We start from the raw sequence: 17,137 nt of genomic DNA, 5'->3' as shown, positions 1-17,137 counted from the left end.
CATCACGCAAAGGCAGCGGGTGGCCGCTCAGTGCCCATCAAACCGGCAGACCGTGAAGAGCGGAAGCCCGCCGTCGATCAGCAGTTGCGAGCCGCCCAATTCGGGCAGGTCGACAATCGCCGCGCCCTCCACCACTGTGGCGCCCAGCCGCTCAAGCAAGCGCTTGCCGGCCATCATGGTGCCGCCGGTGGCGATCAGGTCATCGATCAAGAGAACGCGATCGCCAGGCTTGCAGGCATCGGCGTGGATTTCCACCGTCGCGCTGCCGTATTCGAGCATGTATTCCTCGGCCACCGTGTTGAACGGCAGCTTGCCTTTCTTGCGGATCGGCACGAAGCCCAGGTTCAGCTCATATGCCACGATCGAACCGAGGATGAATCCGCGCGCATCGATGCCTGCCACCAGGTTCAGCCCCTGCCCCATGTAGCGATGGACGAATACGTCCACCAGCACGCGCAGGCTCTTCGGGTCCTGCAGCAGCGGCGTGATATCGCGAAACATCACCCCGGCCTGCGGCCAGTCCGGCACCGTGCGGATGCGGTCGCGCAGGTAGCGCGATACATCGCCCAATTCGGTGGAAGCGGGAATGGATGACGGCGTGAGCAGCGCCGCCTGGTGAGGGGGAACCTGGTTCATGGCAAAAACGGAAAGCAGGAAACGTGGTCTGCGGTAATGGGTTACCACCCGGGCCGAATGGCGCCGAACCACAATGGGCAAACCCCAACCATACAGGAGACACGGCAATGGCAAAGAAAATTCTGATGCTGGTCGGCGACTATGTGGAGGACTACGAGGTCATGGTCCCCTTCCAAGCGCTGCAGATGGTCGGCCACACGGTGCACGCCGTCTGCCCGGACAAGCGCGCTGGCGATTCCGTCGCGACCGCCGTTCACGATTTCGAAGGCGCGCAGACGTACTCCGAAAAACCCGGCCATCGGTTCACGGTCAACGCCACCTTCGCCGACGTCGACCCGGCAACGTATGACGCACTTGTCGTGCCCGGCGGCCGCGCGCCCGAATACCTGCGGCTGAACGCCCGCGTGCTGGATATCGTTCGGCACTTCGCCCATGCGGACAAGCCCATCGCGGCCATCTGCCACGGTGCGCAGTTGCTCTCGGCGGCGGGTGTGCTGGAAGGCAAGGCGTGCTCGGCATATCCGGCATGTGGCCCGGAAGTCACGGCGGCAGGCGGCACGTTCCAGGACATCCCCGTCGACCAGGCCCACACCGACGGCAAGCTGGTCACGGCGCCCGCGTGGCCGGCACATCCGGCATGGTTGGCACAGTTTCTTGAAGTCCTGGGCACGCGGGTTCTACACTGATCCGGTTGCCCGCACGCCGGGCGCCCCAGGAGCCCCGGCCATGTGCGAAATCTTCATCCGCGCCAATCCCCATTCGTACGACAGCCTCGCGCGTTCGCTACGCCTGCACGGCGTGGCGACCAGCGTGCGGCTGGAGTGCCTGTTCTGGGAGGTGCTCGAAGAGATCGGCCAGCGCGACGGCCTGACGGTCAACCAGCTCATCAGCAAGCTCTATGACGAGTTGTTCGAGCGTCGCGGCGAGGTGGCGAACTTCGCGTCATTCCTGCGCGTCTGCTGCCTGCGCTATCTGATGCTGAAGCAGGAGGGGCGCATTCCGGCCGATACGCGGGTGTCGATCAGTTCGCTCGATGCCGCGGCGGTGCTGGACGGCCTGCCGGCCAACATGGCGGATGCCCCGCCACCGCGCCGCTCGCGCGGGCCGCTGCTGGAAGCGTTCATCAAGTAAGCGCTGGCATCAACGCGGCGAGAGCCGCTCCTCGGCCATCTGCAGCCCCTCGGGTGTGCCGCGCAGCACAACGATATCGCCCAGCTCCAGCACCGTGTCTGGATCGGGATCGAGTGCGCGAATGCCCTGGCGCCGGATCGCCGTGACCGACGTCTTGAACGTCTCCAGCCCCATCGTGCCAAGCTTATGGCCGATGGCCGGCGAGCCCTTTGCCAGCGGCACAGAATGCAGGCGCACGGCGTCGCGCTCGAGCATGTCTTCCTCGTCATCCTGGCCATGGAAGTAGCCGCGCAGCAAGCTGTAACGTGCATCACGCATCTCCTGAGCACGCCGCACCACGCGGCGCAGCGGCACGCCCAGCAGCACCAGCGCGTGTGAGGCCAGCATCAGGCTCCCTTCGATGATTTCGGGCACGACCTCGGTGGCGCCAGCCTGCTGCAGCCGATCCAGGTCGGCATCGTCGATGGTGCGTACGATCACGGGCAGGGTCGGCTCCAGCGCCTGCACGTGGTGCAGCACCTTCAATGCGGACGCCGTATCGGCATACGTAACGGCGACCGCCGCTGCGCGGTGGATACCGGCGGCCACCAGTGACTCGCGCCGGGCGGCATCGCCGTAGACGACATGCTCGCCCGCGGCTGCGGCTTCGCGCACCCGGTCGGGGTCCAGATCGAGCGCGACATAGCCGATGCCCTCCTGCTCCACCATGTGCGCCAGGTTCTGGCCGCTGCGTCCGTAGCCGCAGATGATGACGTGCCGCTCCGTGGCGATGCTCTGCGCGGCAATCTTGGTCATCGCCAGCGATTGCATCAGCCAGTCCGTGCGCGACAGCCGCATGGCGATCACGTCGCTGTACTGGATCAGGAACGGCGCCAGCAGCATCGACAGCAGCATCGCCGCCAGGATCGCCTGGCCGAGCAGTGGGTCGATCAGTCTCATGCCGTCGATCTGGTTGAGCAGCACGAAGCCGAACTCACCGGCCTGCGCCAGCCCCAGCGCCGTACGGATCGCCGCGCCCCCTCCCGAACCGAAGGCACGTGCCAGCAGCGCAATCAGCACAAACTTGAACAGCACCGGCGCCATCACCAGGCCCAGCACCAGCGCCCAGTGCTCGAAGACCACGCGCGGGTCCAGCAGCATGCCGACCGTCACGAAGAAGAGCCCCAGCAGCACATCCCGGAACGGCTTGATGTCTTCTTCCACCTGCAGCTTGTACGGCGTTTCCGACACCAGCATGCCGGCCAGGAACGCGCCCAGCGCCATCGACAAGCCCAGCCGCTCGGTCAGCGCGGCCATGCCCAGCGTGACCAGCAGCAGGTTCAGCATGAACAGCTCCTGCGAGCGCCGAGCCGCCACCAGGTGGAACCAGCGCGAGAGCAGCTTCTGCCCCAGGAACAGGATCAGCACCAGCGCGACGGTAATCTTGAGCGCGGCAATGGACAGCGCGAGCACGAGGTCGGTCGGGTTCTTGCCCAATGACGGCACCACGATCAGCAGCAGCACGACCGCCAGATCCTGGAACAGCAATACGCTGATGATGTTGCGGCCGTGCTCGGTCTCGAGCTGCAGACGCTCGGCCAGCATTTTTGAGACGATGGCCGTGGACGACATGGCCAACGCGCCGCCCAGCGCCAGTCCTGCCTGCCACGACAGCGGATACCAGTGGGACAGCACCATCGAAACCGGAATCGTGAGCAGGATGGTCAGCCCCACCTGCGACGCCCCGAGCCCCAGCACCAGCCGCCGCATCGAACGCAGCTTGGAGAGGTTGAACTCCAGCCCGATCGAGAACATCAGGAAGACCACCCCGAATTCCGCCAGGTAGCGCGTCTGCGCCGTATCGGATTCCAGCCCGGTCGCCTTCGGCCCGATGAGGACGCCCACCACGAGGTACGCCAGCATCGGCGGCAATTGCAGCATCCGGAACAACACCACGCCGATCACGGCGGCGGCCAGCAACACGAGGGTGAGTTCCAGCGGCGAATGCATGCGACGCGAAAAACCAATCGAAAGGAGTTGGACAGGAGGGCCAGCGCCCGCGCATCAGGACGGTGCGTGCGCAAGCGAGCACGTAGGCGTTGCAAGACCGATGCCAGGATATAAACGAAGAACGTGCTACGCGAGACGCCGCAGAGCAAAAAATGACGGCGTGGCGACGGGCAGAAAAGTGATTTGCAAGCTGAATGCCGCGGCGCAGCAAAACGAAGCGCCCGCACGCTCCGCCAACCTCCCCGCAAGCCAAGTCCCAACGCGCCGCCAGCGGCCGAGGACAATGTCAATCGTTGTTATACTTCGCCGCCATGATAGCGAATTTCAATCCGGATCGAGCGCTTGCGCTGGCGCAGCAAACCTTCGACATCGAAGCGCAAGCCGTCCTCGGTCTCAAAACCCAGGTGTCCGCCGACTTTGCGCGCGCGGTCGAAATGGTGCTCGGCTGCACAGGCCGCGTCGTCGTGTCCGGCATGGGCAAATCGGGCCACGTGGCGCGCAAGATTGCCGCCACGCTGGCCTCCACCGGCACGCCAGCCTTCTTTGTGCACCCGGCCGAAGCCAGCCATGGCGACCTCGGCATGGTCACCCGCGACGACGTTTTCATCGGCTTTTCCAATTCCGGCGAAGTGTCGGAGCTGAACGTCATCCTGCCGCTGGTCAAGCGGCTGGGCGCCAAGCTGATTGCCGTCACGGGGAACCCGGAGTCCTCGCTCGGCAAGCACGCCGACGTGGTGCTCAACTCCCACGTCGATGTCGAAGCCTGCCCGCTGAATCTTGCCCCTACCGCCAGCACCACCGCGCAGATTGCGCTGGGCGATGCGTTGGCCGTGGCCGTGCTCGACGCGCGCGGCTTCGGTGCCGAAGACTTCGCACGCTCGCATCCGGGCGGATCGCTCGGCCGCAAGCTGCTGACGCACGTGCGTGACGTCATGCGCGCCGGCGACGCCATCCCGCGCGTGAACGAAGACACGCCGCTGTCGCAGGCGCTGATGGAAATCACCCGCAAGGGCATGGCGATGACCGCCGTGGTCGATGCGCAAGGCCGCGCCGTGGGCGTGTTCACCGACGGCGACCTGCGCCGCCTGCTCGAAACTCCGCGCGACTGGCGCACCGTGCCTATCCACGAGGTCATGCACAGCAACCCGCGCTCGGTCGGCCCCGACCAGCTCGCCGTTGAAGCCGTCGAAGTCATGGAAACGCACCGTATCAACCAGTTGCTGGTGGTCGATGCCGCCGGCCTGCTGGTCGGCGCGCTGCACATCCACGACCTGACGCGGGCCAAGGTCATCTGACCCGCCCACGCCGCTGATGACCACCCCGGCCCCGTTTCCCACCGACAGCGTCCACAGCAACATCGACGCACGCTTTCCGCAGGCAATGGAACGCGCCGCGCGCGTGCGTCTGATGGTGTTCGATGTGGATGGCGTGCTGACCGACGGCCGCCTGCTGGTCGGTCCTGAGGGTGAAATCAGCAAGGCGTTCGACACGCTGGACGGCCACGGCATCAAGCTGCTGGCACAGGCCGGCGTCATGCCGGCCATCATCAGCGGACGGCAATCCGAAATCGTGGCCTGGCGCGCCGGGGAACTCGGCATCGAACATCTGTACCAAGGCGTAGCCGACAAGCGCGAGGCATTTGCCCACCTGTTGGCCGCCACGCAACTTCAGGCCACCGACGCCGGCTACATGGGCGACGACTGGCCCGACCTGCCGGTGATGACGATGGTGGGCTTTACCGCCTGCCCCGCCCAGGCCCATGCCGAACTGCGCAGCCGCGCCCACTATGTGGCCCAGGCCAGGGGCGGACGCGGCGCAGTGCGCGAAGTCGCCGACCTGATCCTCAAGGCCCAAGGTGCCTACGACGACCTGCTTGCGCAACTGCTGCAGGCCCCGCAATCCTTCTGACTCCATGGCCAGCGAACGCTCCCAACGCCTCGTCTCCACCGTGCTGCAGGTCATGCTGCGCGGGCTGCCGATCCTGCTGATGGCAATCGTCTGCGGCGTCACGTTCCTGCTTGTGCAGGTCAACACCCCGCAAACGGATGAAGCGGCCACCCAGCCCAAGCGCCACATCGCCGACTACACCATGGACGGCATCTCGGCCACCGCGCTGGACGAGACCGGCACGACCAAATACCGCTTCACCGGCGTCCACATGAACCACTATGAGGACGACCTGACCTACGACGTCACGTATCCCGCACTGCGCGTGTATGCGCCCGACCGCCCGCAGGTCACCGCCCGCGCAGACCTCGGCAAGATGAACGGCGACGGCACCATCATCGATCTGTACAACAATGCCAAGGTCATCCGCGCGCAGGGCCCCGACGCCCGCCAGGACCCGCTGATGACGGCCGATTCGACGTACTTCCAGGTACTGCTCAACGACGACATCGTGCGCACCGACAAGCCGGTCGAGTTGCACCGGGGGCCGTCGATCATGAACGCCAACGGCCTCACCTTCAACAACGTGACGCGCCAAGTACAATTGCTGGGCAACGTGCGCGGCCGAATCGAAGGGCTGGGGGCGCCGAAGCAGTAAACTCTGCCCCCGACACCTGACAACGCCCACCGACCGCGCCCTTCTCCGACGTGATCCCCATGACTGATTCCCTCCGTGCTGCCGGCCTCGCCATCGTCGCTGCGCTGCTGCTACCGGCCCTGCCCGCACACGCCGAGCGTGCCGACCGCGACAAGCCGCTCGTGCTCGAAGCCGACAACGCCAGCTACGACGATCTGAAGCAGGTCTATCACTTGACCGGCAACGTAGTGCTGACCAAGGGCACCATGGTGCTTCGCTCCGACGAGGCCGATCTGCGAACCGATCCGGAGGGCTACAACTACGCCGTCGCCACGTCCAAGCCCGGCAACCTGGCCTTCATTCGCCAGAAGCGGGACAACGTCGACGAATACATCCAGGGTTGGGGCGAGCGCATCGAATACGACGGCAAGCAAGAGATTTCCAAGCTGATCACCCGGGCGCGCATGGAGCGCCTGCAAGGCGCTACGCAGCTCGACGAGATCCGCGGCGCCGTGATCACATACGACGGCCAGAAGGAGTTCTACACGGCCTCGGGCGGCGCGGAAAACGCCACCTCCGCCAATCCGTCGGGCCGCGTGCGCGCCGTTCTAGCACCGCGCACGAGCACGCCTGGCACGCCGGCGGCATCCAGCCCGGCTGCCAAGCCCTGATCCGCACCGCCAGTCTTTTTTGTTCCGCTTATGTCTGCCACCACCCTCGCCCCCAAAACTGCAGCGCCGCAGGCCACGACTTCCAGCACGCTGGTCGTCCGCCATCTGAAGAAGCGCTACGGCACGCGCACCGTGGTCAAGGACGTGTCGCTTGACGTGAAAAGTGGCGAGGTGGTCGGCCTGCTGGGCCCCAACGGTGCAGGTAAGACGACCTCGTTCTACATGATCGTCGGCCTGGTGGCGCTCGACGCCGGCGACATCGTGCTCGACGGCGAACACATCAGCCGCCTGCCGATCCACCAGCGTGCGCGCATGGGCCTGTCGTATTTGCCGCAGGAAGCGTCGGTGTTTCGCAAGCTCAACGTGCAGGAAAACATCCGCGCGGTGCTCGAGCTGCAGGAGCAGAACGGCAAGAAGCTCTCGCAAGACGAAGTCAACCGCCGCCTCGACGGCCTGCTCGACGACTTGCAGATCGCTCACCTGCGCGACAACCCCGCGCTGTCGCTTTCGGGCGGTGAGCGCCGCCGCGTGGAAATTGCGCGCGCTCTGGCCTCGTCGCCGCGTTTCATCCTGCTCGATGAACCGTTTGCCGGCGTCGACCCGATCGCGGTGGGCGAGATTCAACGCATCGTCAGCTTCCTGAAAGACCGCAACATCGGCGTGCTGATCACCGATCACAACGTGCGCGAAACGCTGGGCATCTGCGATCACGCGTACATCATCAGCGAAGGGACCGTGCTGGCTGCAGGCGTGCCGGAACAGATCATCGAAAACGAGGATGTACGCAAGGTCTATCTGGGCGATAACTTCCGGATGTAAGCCACGCTGCACGCTTACGCCTTAAGGACGTGGCAAAGCCGCACCTTAAAGCAAAATCCGTTCCATCGACCGAGTGTTGGGCATAGAATAGCCCGCATGAAACAGTCGCTCCAGCTCCGTCTCTCCCAGCATCTCGCGCTCACGCCGCAGTTGCAGCAATCGATCCGATTGCTGCAGTTGTCGACCATCGAACTGCAGCAGGAAGTTGAGCAGGCCCTGACTGAAAACCCGCTGCTGGAGCGGGAAAACGAGTGGCTCGACACCTCCGCACGCATCGGCGCGGACGGCTCCGTGAACGCGTTGCAAAGCAACAGTGCCACGCCCCTGCCCACCGAATCGCCTCCGCCCGCACCCAACGGTGGCGACAGCAGCGACACCCCCGACAGCTACGAAAACAGTCACGACAACGGCGCCGATTTCGACAGCGATTACGGCTCCGACCGCTCCGACTGGAGCCTTGACGACTTCGCCCGCAAACCGCAATCCGACGAAGACGACCGCGCCCCGCTGCAATTGCGGGAGGCCGAACAAAGCCTGCGCGAATTCCTCATGGAACAGCTCGCACCGCTCAAGCTGTCGATGCGCGACAAGGGCCTCGTCATTTTCCTGATCGAGTCGCTCGACGACGAAGGCTATCTGGCAGGCACACTCGACGAAATCCTCGCGGATCTGCCTGCCGAACTCGAAGTCGAACTCGACGAACTGCAAGCCGCGCTACGCATGCTGCAGAGTTTTGATCCGCCTGGCATTGGCGCACGCTCAGCCGCCGAGTGCCTGTCACTGCAATTGCACCGGCTCGATTCGCCCGCGAAGGCGCTGGCGCTCATCATCGTCAATCAGCATCTCGAACTGCTGGCTGCGCGTGACTACACGCGCCTGAAGAAGGCACTGTCCGTCGACGAACCCGCACTGAAAGCAGCGCATGAGCTGATCCGTTCACTGGCACCGTTCCCCGGTCATGCGTTCGGTCGCGCCGAGGCGGATTTCGTGGTGCCTGACGTGATCGTGCGCAAGACGAGCGCAGGCTGGATGGCGCAACTGAATCCCGATGTGATGCCGCGCCTGCGCATCAACGACATGTACGCGCAGATCCTGCGCAGCAGCCGCGGTGAATCGGGCGCCGCCAATCTACAGCAGAAGCTGCAGGAAGCACGCTGGCTGATCAAGAACATCCAGCAGCGCTTCGATACGATCCTGCGTGTCTCGCAAGCCATTGTCGAGCGTCAAAAGAGCTTCTTCACGCACGGTGAAATCGCCATGCGCCCCTTGGTTTTGCGGGAAATAGCCGATACACTGGGTCTACACGAGTCCACAATCTCCCGTGTGACAACCAACAAATACATGGCGACCCCGATGGGGACGTTCGAGTTGAAGTATTTCTTCGGCAGCCATGTATCGACGGAAACCGGCGGGGCTGCGTCATCCACTGCGATACGCGCGCTCATCAAGCAACTTGTAGGAGCCGAAGACCCGAAGAATCCTCTGTCCGATAGCAGAATTGCCGAGCTGTTAGGCGAACAAGGATTCGTGGTGGCCCGTCGGACGGTGGCCAAATACCGCGAAGCCCTCAAGATCCCTGCAGTGAATTTGCGCAAGTCTTTATAGCCGCATCGCGGGCAGTTCCGGTGCGGCTCATCTTGAGAAGGAGAACCGCTATGAACTTCAAACTCAGTGGACACCACCTGGACATCACGCCCGCTTTGCGTGAGTACGTGGAAACGAAACTGGAGCGTGTGATCAGGCACTTCGATCAGGTGATTGGCGTCAGCGTGTTGCTATCGGTCGATAACCACAAGGAGAAGGATCGGCGTCAGTACGCGGAAATCAACTTGCACCTCAAGGGTAAGGACGTCTTCGTCGAATCACACCATGAAGATCTTTATGCGGCCATCGACCTACTCGTCGATAAACTGGACAGGCAAGTGATCAAGTACAAGGACCGCGTGCAGGGGCACGATCGTGACAGCATGAAGCACCAAGCCTTCCAGGCCGTGCAGATGCAGCAATAGCAGGACGGCACCGCAAAAACCGCGCCCCGAGTTGGCGCGGTTTTTTTATGCCGTGGTGCATTCGTGACGAATCCGATTGCAACGGATTTAAGTCGGGCTAAAATCTGACGAAAGTATGAATGCTGGCGTGGCGCGGTTTTTGGCGCGATGCTGGCAAAAACAGGGTCGATGCCGCGCGCAGATTGCCGGCACCGACTGATCGCAGCCCCTGGGGGATTCGCTTCTCTGCCCTGCGCGGTGCACCACTGGTGCGCCGCACAAAGCCGCGCGGCACGTGGTCTATAATGACCCCATTGTCCGCGCGCCATCTTGGTGCAGAAGGACGCCGCTCATTTCACGCATTGCACATGAATCGCTTGGCCAAACTGCTGCCGCCCGGGAACATTGCCCTCGACGTCAGCGTAACCAGCAAAAAGCGGGTATTTGAACAGGCCGGCCTGCTGTTCGAGAACAACCACGGCGTGACGCGCGCAGTCGTCACAGACAACCTGTTTGCGCGCGAGTCACTTGGATCCACGGGCCTGGGAGCCGGCGTGGCCATTCCGCATGGCCGTATCAAAGGGCTCAAGCAACCGCTGGCTGCATTCATGCGCCTGTCCGAGCCGGTGCCTTTTGAGTCACCGGACGGCAAACCCGTCTCGTTGCTGATCTTTTTGCTGGTGCCCGAACAGGCGACCCAGCAACATCTGGAAATCCTCTCTGAAATCGCCCAACTGCTGTCCGACCGAGACATGCGCGAAGGCCTCGCCACCCTGCCGTCGCCCGAGGCGATTCACCAGCTACTGACCGACTGGCGGCCCTGATCGCAGCGCAATCGGTGGCAAGCGCAACCGATTGCGAACGCGCTATGCCCCGTCGGCACCACTGTGCCCTGCTATGGAACTGACCGGCGTCATCGCCCAATCGATCTTTGACGACAACGCAGCTGATTTGAAGCTGTCGTGGGTCGCCGGCCTGGAGGGCGCGGACCGCGCGTTCGACGTGGATTTCGCCAAGGAAGCGACGTCTGCGGCGGATCTGGTCGGGCACTTGAACCTCATCCACCCGAATCGCATCCAGGTGCTCGGCAAGCCCGAGATCACCTATTACCAGCGCTTATCGGAAGAAAACCGCAAGCGGCAGATGGGCGAGCTGATCCTGCTGGAACCGCCCTTCCTGGTCGTGGCCGATGGCGTGGATCCGCCGCCCGATCTGGAACTGCGCTGCACGCGCTCTTCCACGCCGCTGTTCACGTCGCCGATTTCGTCTGCCGCGGTCATTGATCATCTGCGTCTGTATCTGTCGCGCATCTCGGCACCGCGCGTGACGATGCACGGGGTGTTTCTCGACATCCTCGGCATGGGCGTGCTGATCATGGGCGACTCCGGCCTGGGCAAAAGCGAATTGGGCCTGGAGCTGATCTCACGCGGTCATGGTCTGGTAGCCGATGACGCAGTCGATTTCGTTCGCCTCGGGCCGGACTTTATCGAAGGCCGCTGCCCGCCGCTGCTGCAGAATCTGCTGGAAGTGCGCGGTCTGGGTCTGCTCGACATCAAGACGATCTTCGGTGAGACGGCGGTGCGCCGGAAGATGAAGATCAAGCTCATCGTGCAGCTCGTGCGCCGCAACGATGGAGAGTTCGAGCGCCTGCCGCTCGATTCGCAGTACCTCGATGTGCTCGGCTTGCCGATCCACATGGTGAAGATCCAGGTGGCAGCCGGCCGCAACTTGGCCGTGCTGGTCGAAGCCGCCGTGCGCAACACGATCCTGCGCCTGCGCGGCATCGATACGTTGCGCGACTTCATGGACCGCCAGCGCGCCGCCATGCAGGCCGAAGCTGCCTCGCACTCGCCTCAGGGTCGCCTGCTTTAACAAAGTCGCCACAAAGTTTCGCGATCGGGCCGGTTTTACCCTAGTTTTTGGTGGGAAACGTCAACCCGTCATGCGGCCTCTCCGTTGTGGGAGGGAATGCGCCGAGCACGCACGCGGCGGCGTTCATCGCGAGCGCGGCGGCCTGTCTCTGCCCGCTCTTCTGACGGTACCCAAGGAGAACACGACGATGAAACAACTGATTGCCGCTTGCGCCCTGGCGCTCCCGTTCCTGGCTGGCCAGGCATTCGCCCAAGGTAGCGCACCGGCAGCCGCGCCGGCCGCACCTGCTGCCGCTCCGGCAGCCAAGAATTCGCAGCAAGACAAGATGAAGCAATGCAACATGGACGCCGCCGGCAAGAAGGGCGACGAGCGCAAGGCGTTCATGAAAGGCTGCCTGTCTGACAAGCCGGCTGCGGCCGCCAAGCCGATGACGCAGCAGGAAAAGATGGCAGCCTGCTCCAAGGCCAACAAGGGCAAGAAGGGCGACGAGTACAAGAAAGCCCAAAAAGAGTGCCTCTCGAAGGGCTGAGTATTGCGTTAGCTTCGCTTCAAAAAAGGCGGCCAGATCGGTCGCCTTTTTTACTGGTCGCTGCTTTGCAACACAGGGATGCTATCCTCGCGGCATGCGGATCATTCTCATCACCGGTATGTCGGGTTCAGGGAAATCGGTCGCCCTGAACGTGCTCGAAGACGCAGGTTATTACTGTGTCGACAACCTGCCCGCGCAGTTCATCCCCGAACTGGCGCGCTATCTGGCGGACCAGGGTTATACGCATCTGGGCGTGGCCACTGACATCCGCAGCCGTGAATCGCTACGCAAGGTGCCCGAGACGGTCACCGTGCTGCGCAAGGAACACGACGTGCGCATGCTGTTCCTGACTGCGAGCACGAACGCGCTGGTGCAGCGCTATTCCGAGACGCGCCGCCGGCATCCGCTGTCGATCCGTAACGGCCGCCCCGATACCGCCGCCAACGTGCAAGCGGCCACCAAGGGCCTGGACACCTCGCTTATCGAAGCGATCGAAATGGAGCGCGAGCTGCTGAGCCCGCTTGCTGATCCGGCCCATCGCATCGACACGAGCACGCTGCGCACAAACGCCCTGCGCGCGTACATCAAGGAATTCATCAGCGACGAGCCGCACGACATCACGTTGATGTTCGAATCGTTTGGCTTCAAGCATGGCGTACCGACCGACGCCGATCTCGTCTTCGACGTGCGTTCGCTGCCCAACCCATACTACGACACGCAACTGCGCCCACTCACGGGGCGCGACCAGCCCGTCGTCGATTTCCTGCAAAGCCAGCCGATGGTGCTTGCGATGGCAGAGGACATCCGCGCCTACGTGGAAAAGTGGCTGCCGAGTTTCATCGCCGACAACCGCAGCTACCTGACCGTGGCGATCGGCTGCACCGGCGGCCAGCATCGTTCCGTGTACATCGCGGAACGGCTTGCCACGTACTTCCGCGCGCATGGTAATGTGTTGGTCCGCCACCGCGAATTGGCCGTAGACGGCTGAACTGCGCGCCGGACACACTCCGCGCGTCGGTCAGCTTCATTTGGATGCGGCTTGTTGCGCGGCGCCCGCGAAGGTCTTGCCGCCGCCTGCTGAAAGCCCGTCCATGCAAGAAGACATCGCTCTCTCGCCGTTCTCGCCGCTGCCGCCGCTGCCCACCGAGCTGCCGCTCTTTCCGTTGCACACGGTGCTGTTTCCGGGCGGCCTTCTCCCGCTGCGCATTTTCGAAGCCCGCTACATGGACATGGTGCGCACGTGCCTGCGCGACAAGACGCCGTTCGGCGTCTGCCTGATCGAGCGCGGCAATGAAGTCGCCACCATAGACGGCCCGACCGTACCGGTCGACGTTGGCTGCATCGCCCATATCGTCGAATGCGACATGGAGCAGCTCGGCCTGCTAATGATCAAGGTACGCGGGACGCAGCGCTTCAAGGTGCTGACGTTCGAGACCACGCCAAACGGCCTCATGCGCGGCACCGTGGAGCCCATCGGCACCGACGTGGAAGACTGCAAGGGCGAACTGTTCGACGACTGTGTGGGCGCCCTGCGCCGCATCATTACCACACTCGGCTCACGCGAAGACGGCAACGTCCCGATGGCGGAGCCCTACGAGTGGACCAGTCCGAGCTGGGTCGCGAATCGGCTGTGCGAACTGCTGCCGGTGCCGCTCAAGGCCAAGCAGAAGCTGATGGAACTGATGGACGCCGGGATGCGCATCGAGATCGTCCATCGCTACATGAAGCAGCATCACATTCTGTGATGCCTTATCAGCCAAGCCCGGCCGAACTGGCTAGATCAGGCTTGGCTGCACCAGCGTCTCCAGCGCCAACTTCACCGGCGCCGGCAATCCCACCGAATTGAGTTGCGCGAGCGGTACCCAGCGCCAGTCCTCGGCGAGCGGAGCGGGCATGGTGACGTCCGCGCGCAGCAGATGCATATGCAGACGGAAGTGCGTGAAGGTGTGCGTGAGCGCGCCGGCCGTCTCCACGGTCGAGACAGCGCCGTATGCCTGCGCAGCACGACGTACGGCGCCCGCGTCCAACGGATGCGCATCGAGCGCGTCGTCCATCTCGCCCACCAGCGGCAAGGACCACAATCCACCCCAGATGCCGCGTTGCGGACGACGCTGCAACAGCACCGCATCCTCGTGCAGCGCGATGACGAGTGTCGCGGCACGCTCGGGTATCGCCTTGCGCGGGCGCGGCACGGGCAACTCCGTCACGCGATCGGTACTGCGCGCTTCGCATAGCGATTCGAGCGGACAGGCGCGTTCGCCGGTCAAGCATGCCGGCTTGCCGCGCGTGCACACCGTGGCCCCAAGATCCATCAAACCCTGCGTGTACGGTTGAATGCCGTCTGCCGGCGGCAGCACGGCTTCGGCGATACGCCACATGGTGTCTTCGACGCGCTTGTCGCCAGGAAAGCCGTCGATGCCGAACACGCGCGCGAAGACGCGCTTGACGTTGCCATCGAGAATGGCCGCACGCACGCCATACGAAAACGCGGCAATGGCCGCGGCGGTCGAGCGGCCGATGCCCGGCAACGTCGCCAGCACGCCGGGATCGCGCGGGAAGATGCCGCCGTGCTCCGCCACCACGATCTGCGCGCAGCGATGCAGGTTGCGCGCGCGTGTGTAATAGCCCAGGCCGGCCCAAGCAGCCATGACGTCGTCTGCCGGCGCAGCGGCCAGAGCCTGCACGGTCGGGAAGCGCTCGATGAAGCGTGCATAGTAGCCCAGCACCGCGCTCACCTGCGTCTGCTGCAGCATGATCTCTGACAGCCACGTGCGATACGCGTCGCCGGTGTTCTGCCATGGCAAGTGGTGGCGACCATGACGCTGCTGCCACGCGATCACGCGCACGGCGAAATCATCGGGAAGCGAAGGCAAAACGGCAGCAGGTTGTGCGGCGCGGCGCGTGCGGCGAGGGGTGGCGGTCATGCGTGTGATGGGGAAGCGGCGAGCAGAAGATGCGCGCTGGCGGCGATCCTACCAGAACAAAAAAGGCGCCCGCAGGCGCCTTCTCCGTAACCGACGGTGCGCGTCAGGCCGCGACCGACTGCCGCTCCAGAATCGTTCCGGCCGCAAGAATGCGATCGGTGTACTGGGCGATCGTGCCGCTACGCTCATCCAGCGTATTGAGCAGCGCTTCGAGTTCGGTGATGCGCGCTTCCAGCGTATCGGTGGCCTCGTGAATGCGCTCGATCGAATCCACGCGCTTGCGCAGTTGCTTCTGGTGATCGCGCACCTGCGCTTCGAGCGGCGTCATGACCGACTTCAGCCAGATCTCGATATCGCGGTTCATGTCCTGGAAGGTATCCAGCACGCGGCTGGCCACCGTCGAGAACGCGCCGTGCACAAGCTGCGGCTTCGGGCGCGTCAAGAAGCTGAATGCGCCGAAGTGGTTGTGCGCAAGCATCAGCGTTTCTTTCAGATCGGCATCGTAGCGCGTACCCAAAAAGCGCAGCGGCGGCGACAGCGTGAAGCCGTGCTCGGCATTGAACTTCTTGTACATGCCATCGACCATCTGGTGCAGTTGGTCGATGCGATTGGCTGCATCGCGCACGAGACCGGTCAGGTGGCCGAACAGCTTGTCCATGTCGTCACGCAGGCCGCGGGAGAACACGCGCTCCTTCATCTTCTCGCGCGCCTCGCGCATGGTCGAGCGGATCTGCTTGAGCTGCACACTCTTGATGATCTCTGCGCTGTGGCGGCCGAACACCGTACGCAGCGCCTGGAACTTGGCGATGCTCTGCTCGAACTCTTCCTTCTCGCCCTGCACGCGCATCAGCATGTGCTTGACCATCGTATGGTTCTTGCCGCGCAGGCCGCGCAGTTCGAACAACTGCTCGACGATGTCGCGGCGGCGCATCTGCAGCAGTTGCTGCGCGCCGGTGGCCATGTCCTTCACCGCCAGTTGAACCTGCTCGGTGACGATCTCGCGACGCTGCGGAATCAACTGATCCGACAGCACCGACTCCAGCTCCGGCAGCCGGCTCTTGGCCAGCAGTTCATGGTCATGGCTGACCTTGGCGACCAGGCCCTTCTGTGCCGACACCGGATACACGCGCTCGACATCGATATCGAGCACCTGCGCCGTCGTCATGATCTGGCGGCTGACTTCGCTCTCGACTTCCTCTTCGGACTTGAGCGGATCCCACAGGCCATCGACCTTGTTGAGCACCGCGATGCAGCCTTTGCGCTGACCACCGCCCACATGCGAGCGCCAGAGTTCCAGGTCACTCTTGGTCACGCCGGCATCCGCCGCCAGCACGAACACAACGACGTGCGCATCCGGAATCAGGCGCAGCGTCAGCTCCGGCTCGGTACCAATGGCGTTCAGGCCCGGCGTATCCAGAATCACCAAGCCCTGCTTGAGCATCGGGTGCGGGAAATTGATGATCGCGTGACGCCACTTCGACACTTCGACCGTACCAGCGGCATCCACCGAGAACGCGGCATCCGGATCCGCGTCGTTATAGAGGCCCAGCTGCTCGGCTTCTTCCTTGGGCACGCGCACGGTTTCCACCACGTGGCGGAACGCTTCGAGCATGCCCTCGGGCGACGACGGATCGAGCGGCACGGACAGCCAGTGGCTGCCCGCATCGCGAAAATCGGCGGTCGATGCATCATGCAGACGCGTCTCGATCGGCAGCAGGCGGATCGACGGCGGATAGCTTTCGTCGTACATCAGCTCGGTCGGACACATCGTGGTCCGGCCCGCCGACGACGGCAAAATGCGGCGGCCAAAATCCGCAAAGAAGATGGCGTTGATCAGCTCGCTCTTGCCGCGCGAGAACTCGGCAATAAAGGCAACCTTCAGTTTGTCGCTGCGCAGGACACCGCGAATGCGCTGCGCGCGCATGTCAGCCTGGGCGTCGTACAGCTCCTGGGCTTGCAGCCAGTCCTGGAATTCCCCCACCGACTGCAGTACCGAAGCGCGCCAGGCGCTGTACTGCTCGAACTGTGTGCTCAGTGTGTTGTTCATCGTTCTG

18 protein-coding genes are annotated in these 17,137 nt (G+C 63.6%); 14 read left to right on the top strand and 4 right to left on the bottom strand.

From position 1 onward, the window contains the following. Positions 1–27: 27 nt before the first annotated feature. On the bottom strand, positions 28–636 hold the full coding sequence (locus tag ACTJK4_RS02985) for an adenine phosphoribosyltransferase (protein ID WP_045202521.1): 609 nt from the start codon (positions 634–636) through the stop codon (positions 28–30). Between the two features lie 107 nt (positions 637–743). On the opposite strand from ACTJK4_RS02985, the gene ACTJK4_RS02980 reads away from it, so the two are divergent. After that, entirely contained in the window at positions 744–1,322 is a 579-nt protein-coding gene (locus tag ACTJK4_RS02980; protein ID WP_440815924.1) for a DJ-1/PfpI family protein, read from the top strand. Between the two features lie 40 nt (positions 1,323–1,362). Continuing rightward, positions 1,363–1,767: a ribbon-helix-helix domain-containing protein gene (locus tag ACTJK4_RS02975; RefSeq protein WP_232041892.1), complete on the top strand. Its 405-nt coding sequence runs from the start codon at positions 1,363–1,365 to the stop codon at positions 1,765–1,767. A gap of 9 nt (positions 1,768–1,776) precedes the next feature. Here the strand turns inward: ACTJK4_RS02975 and ACTJK4_RS02970 are convergent, their stop codons facing one another. Then, positions 1,777–3,756, bottom strand: a complete 1,980-nt coding sequence (locus tag ACTJK4_RS02970) for a monovalent cation:proton antiporter family protein (protein WP_232041891.1) — start codon at positions 3,754–3,756, stop codon at positions 1,777–1,779. A gap of 311 nt (positions 3,757–4,067) precedes the next feature. On the opposite strand from ACTJK4_RS02970, the gene ACTJK4_RS02965 reads away from it, so the two are divergent. The 12 genes from ACTJK4_RS02965 (at position 4,068) to ACTJK4_RS02910 (ending at position 13,904) form a co-directional block, all read left to right on the top strand. Continuing rightward, positions 4,068–5,051, top strand: coding sequence for a KpsF/GutQ family sugar-phosphate isomerase (locus ACTJK4_RS02965; protein WP_260803110.1), 984 nt, complete (start codon positions 4,068–4,070; stop codon positions 5,049–5,051). A gap of 16 nt (positions 5,052–5,067) precedes the next feature. Further along, positions 5,068–5,664 carry a KdsC family phosphatase gene (locus ACTJK4_RS02960; protein ID WP_440815920.1) on the top strand — a complete coding sequence of 199 codons (597 nt, stop codon included), beginning with the start codon at positions 5,068–5,070 and terminating at the stop codon, positions 5,662–5,664. Between the two features lie 4 nt (positions 5,665–5,668). Further along, positions 5,669–6,301: an LPS export ABC transporter periplasmic protein LptC gene (lptC, locus tag ACTJK4_RS02955; RefSeq protein WP_045202514.1), complete on the top strand. Its 633-nt coding sequence runs from the start codon at positions 5,669–5,671 to the stop codon at positions 6,299–6,301. Positions 6,302–6,360: 59 nt separating this feature from the next. Continuing rightward, entirely contained in the window at positions 6,361–6,951 is a 591-nt protein-coding gene (gene lptA, locus ACTJK4_RS02950; protein WP_260803112.1) for a lipopolysaccharide transport periplasmic protein LptA, read from the top strand. 30 nt (positions 6,952–6,981) lie between these two features. Further along, positions 6,982–7,770 carry an LPS export ABC transporter ATP-binding protein gene (gene lptB / locus ACTJK4_RS02945; RefSeq protein WP_440476092.1) on the top strand — a complete coding sequence of 263 codons (789 nt, stop codon included), beginning with the start codon at positions 6,982–6,984 and terminating at the stop codon, positions 7,768–7,770. Between the two features lie 96 nt (positions 7,771–7,866). Beyond that, positions 7,867–9,375: an RNA polymerase factor sigma-54 gene (locus ACTJK4_RS02940; RefSeq protein WP_232041887.1), complete on the top strand. Its 1,509-nt coding sequence runs from the start codon at positions 7,867–7,869 to the stop codon at positions 9,373–9,375. A 50-nt stretch (positions 9,376–9,425) separates the two neighbouring features. Further along, on the top strand, positions 9,426–9,779 hold the full coding sequence (gene hpf / locus ACTJK4_RS02935) for a ribosome hibernation-promoting factor, HPF/YfiA family (protein WP_004633388.1): 354 nt from the start codon (positions 9,426–9,428) through the stop codon (positions 9,777–9,779). 347 nt (positions 9,780–10,126) lie between these two features. Next, on the top strand, positions 10,127–10,582 hold the full coding sequence (gene ptsN / locus ACTJK4_RS02930; RefSeq protein ID WP_012761097.1) for a PTS IIA-like nitrogen regulatory protein PtsN: 456 nt from the start codon (positions 10,127–10,129) through the stop codon (positions 10,580–10,582). Positions 10,583–10,655: 73 nt separating this feature from the next. After that, on the top strand, positions 10,656–11,630 hold the full coding sequence (gene hprK / locus ACTJK4_RS02925; RefSeq protein WP_004633393.1) for an HPr(Ser) kinase/phosphatase: 975 nt from the start codon (positions 10,656–10,658) through the stop codon (positions 11,628–11,630). Between the two features lie 187 nt (positions 11,631–11,817). Beyond that, entirely contained in the window at positions 11,818–12,159 is a 342-nt protein-coding gene (locus ACTJK4_RS02920; protein WP_260803113.1) for a PsiF family protein, read from the top strand. Between the two features lie 94 nt (positions 12,160–12,253). After that, positions 12,254–13,147: an RNase adapter RapZ gene (rapZ, locus tag ACTJK4_RS02915; RefSeq protein ID WP_232041885.1), complete on the top strand. Its 894-nt coding sequence runs from the start codon at positions 12,254–12,256 to the stop codon at positions 13,145–13,147. Between the two features lie 103 nt (positions 13,148–13,250). Further along, complete coding sequence (locus ACTJK4_RS02910; RefSeq protein ID WP_232041884.1) at positions 13,251–13,904, top strand: LON peptidase substrate-binding domain-containing protein; 654 nt, start codon at positions 13,251–13,253, stop codon at positions 13,902–13,904. A 30-nt stretch (positions 13,905–13,934) separates the two neighbouring features. Here the strand turns inward: ACTJK4_RS02910 and mutY are convergent, their stop codons facing one another. Both mutY and ACTJK4_RS02900 read right to left on the bottom strand, forming a co-directional pair. Further along, positions 13,935–15,083 carry an A/G-specific adenine glycosylase gene (gene mutY, locus ACTJK4_RS02905; protein WP_440815913.1) on the bottom strand — a complete coding sequence of 383 codons (1,149 nt, stop codon included), beginning with the start codon at positions 15,081–15,083 and terminating at the stop codon, positions 13,935–13,937. A gap of 103 nt (positions 15,084–15,186) precedes the next feature. Then, on the bottom strand, positions 15,187–17,130 hold the full coding sequence (locus ACTJK4_RS02900; RefSeq protein ID WP_232041882.1) for a dynamin-like GTPase family protein: 1,944 nt from the start codon (positions 17,128–17,130) through the stop codon (positions 15,187–15,189). Between the last annotated feature and the right edge of the window lie 7 nt (positions 17,131–17,137).

The organism is Ralstonia sp. 22111 (genome assembly GCF_052045895.1).
GTDB classification, from domain to species: domain Bacteria; phylum Pseudomonadota; class Gammaproteobacteria; order Burkholderiales; family Burkholderiaceae; genus Ralstonia; species Ralstonia wenshanensis.
This window is presented reverse-complemented; position numbering and strand designations above follow the sequence as displayed.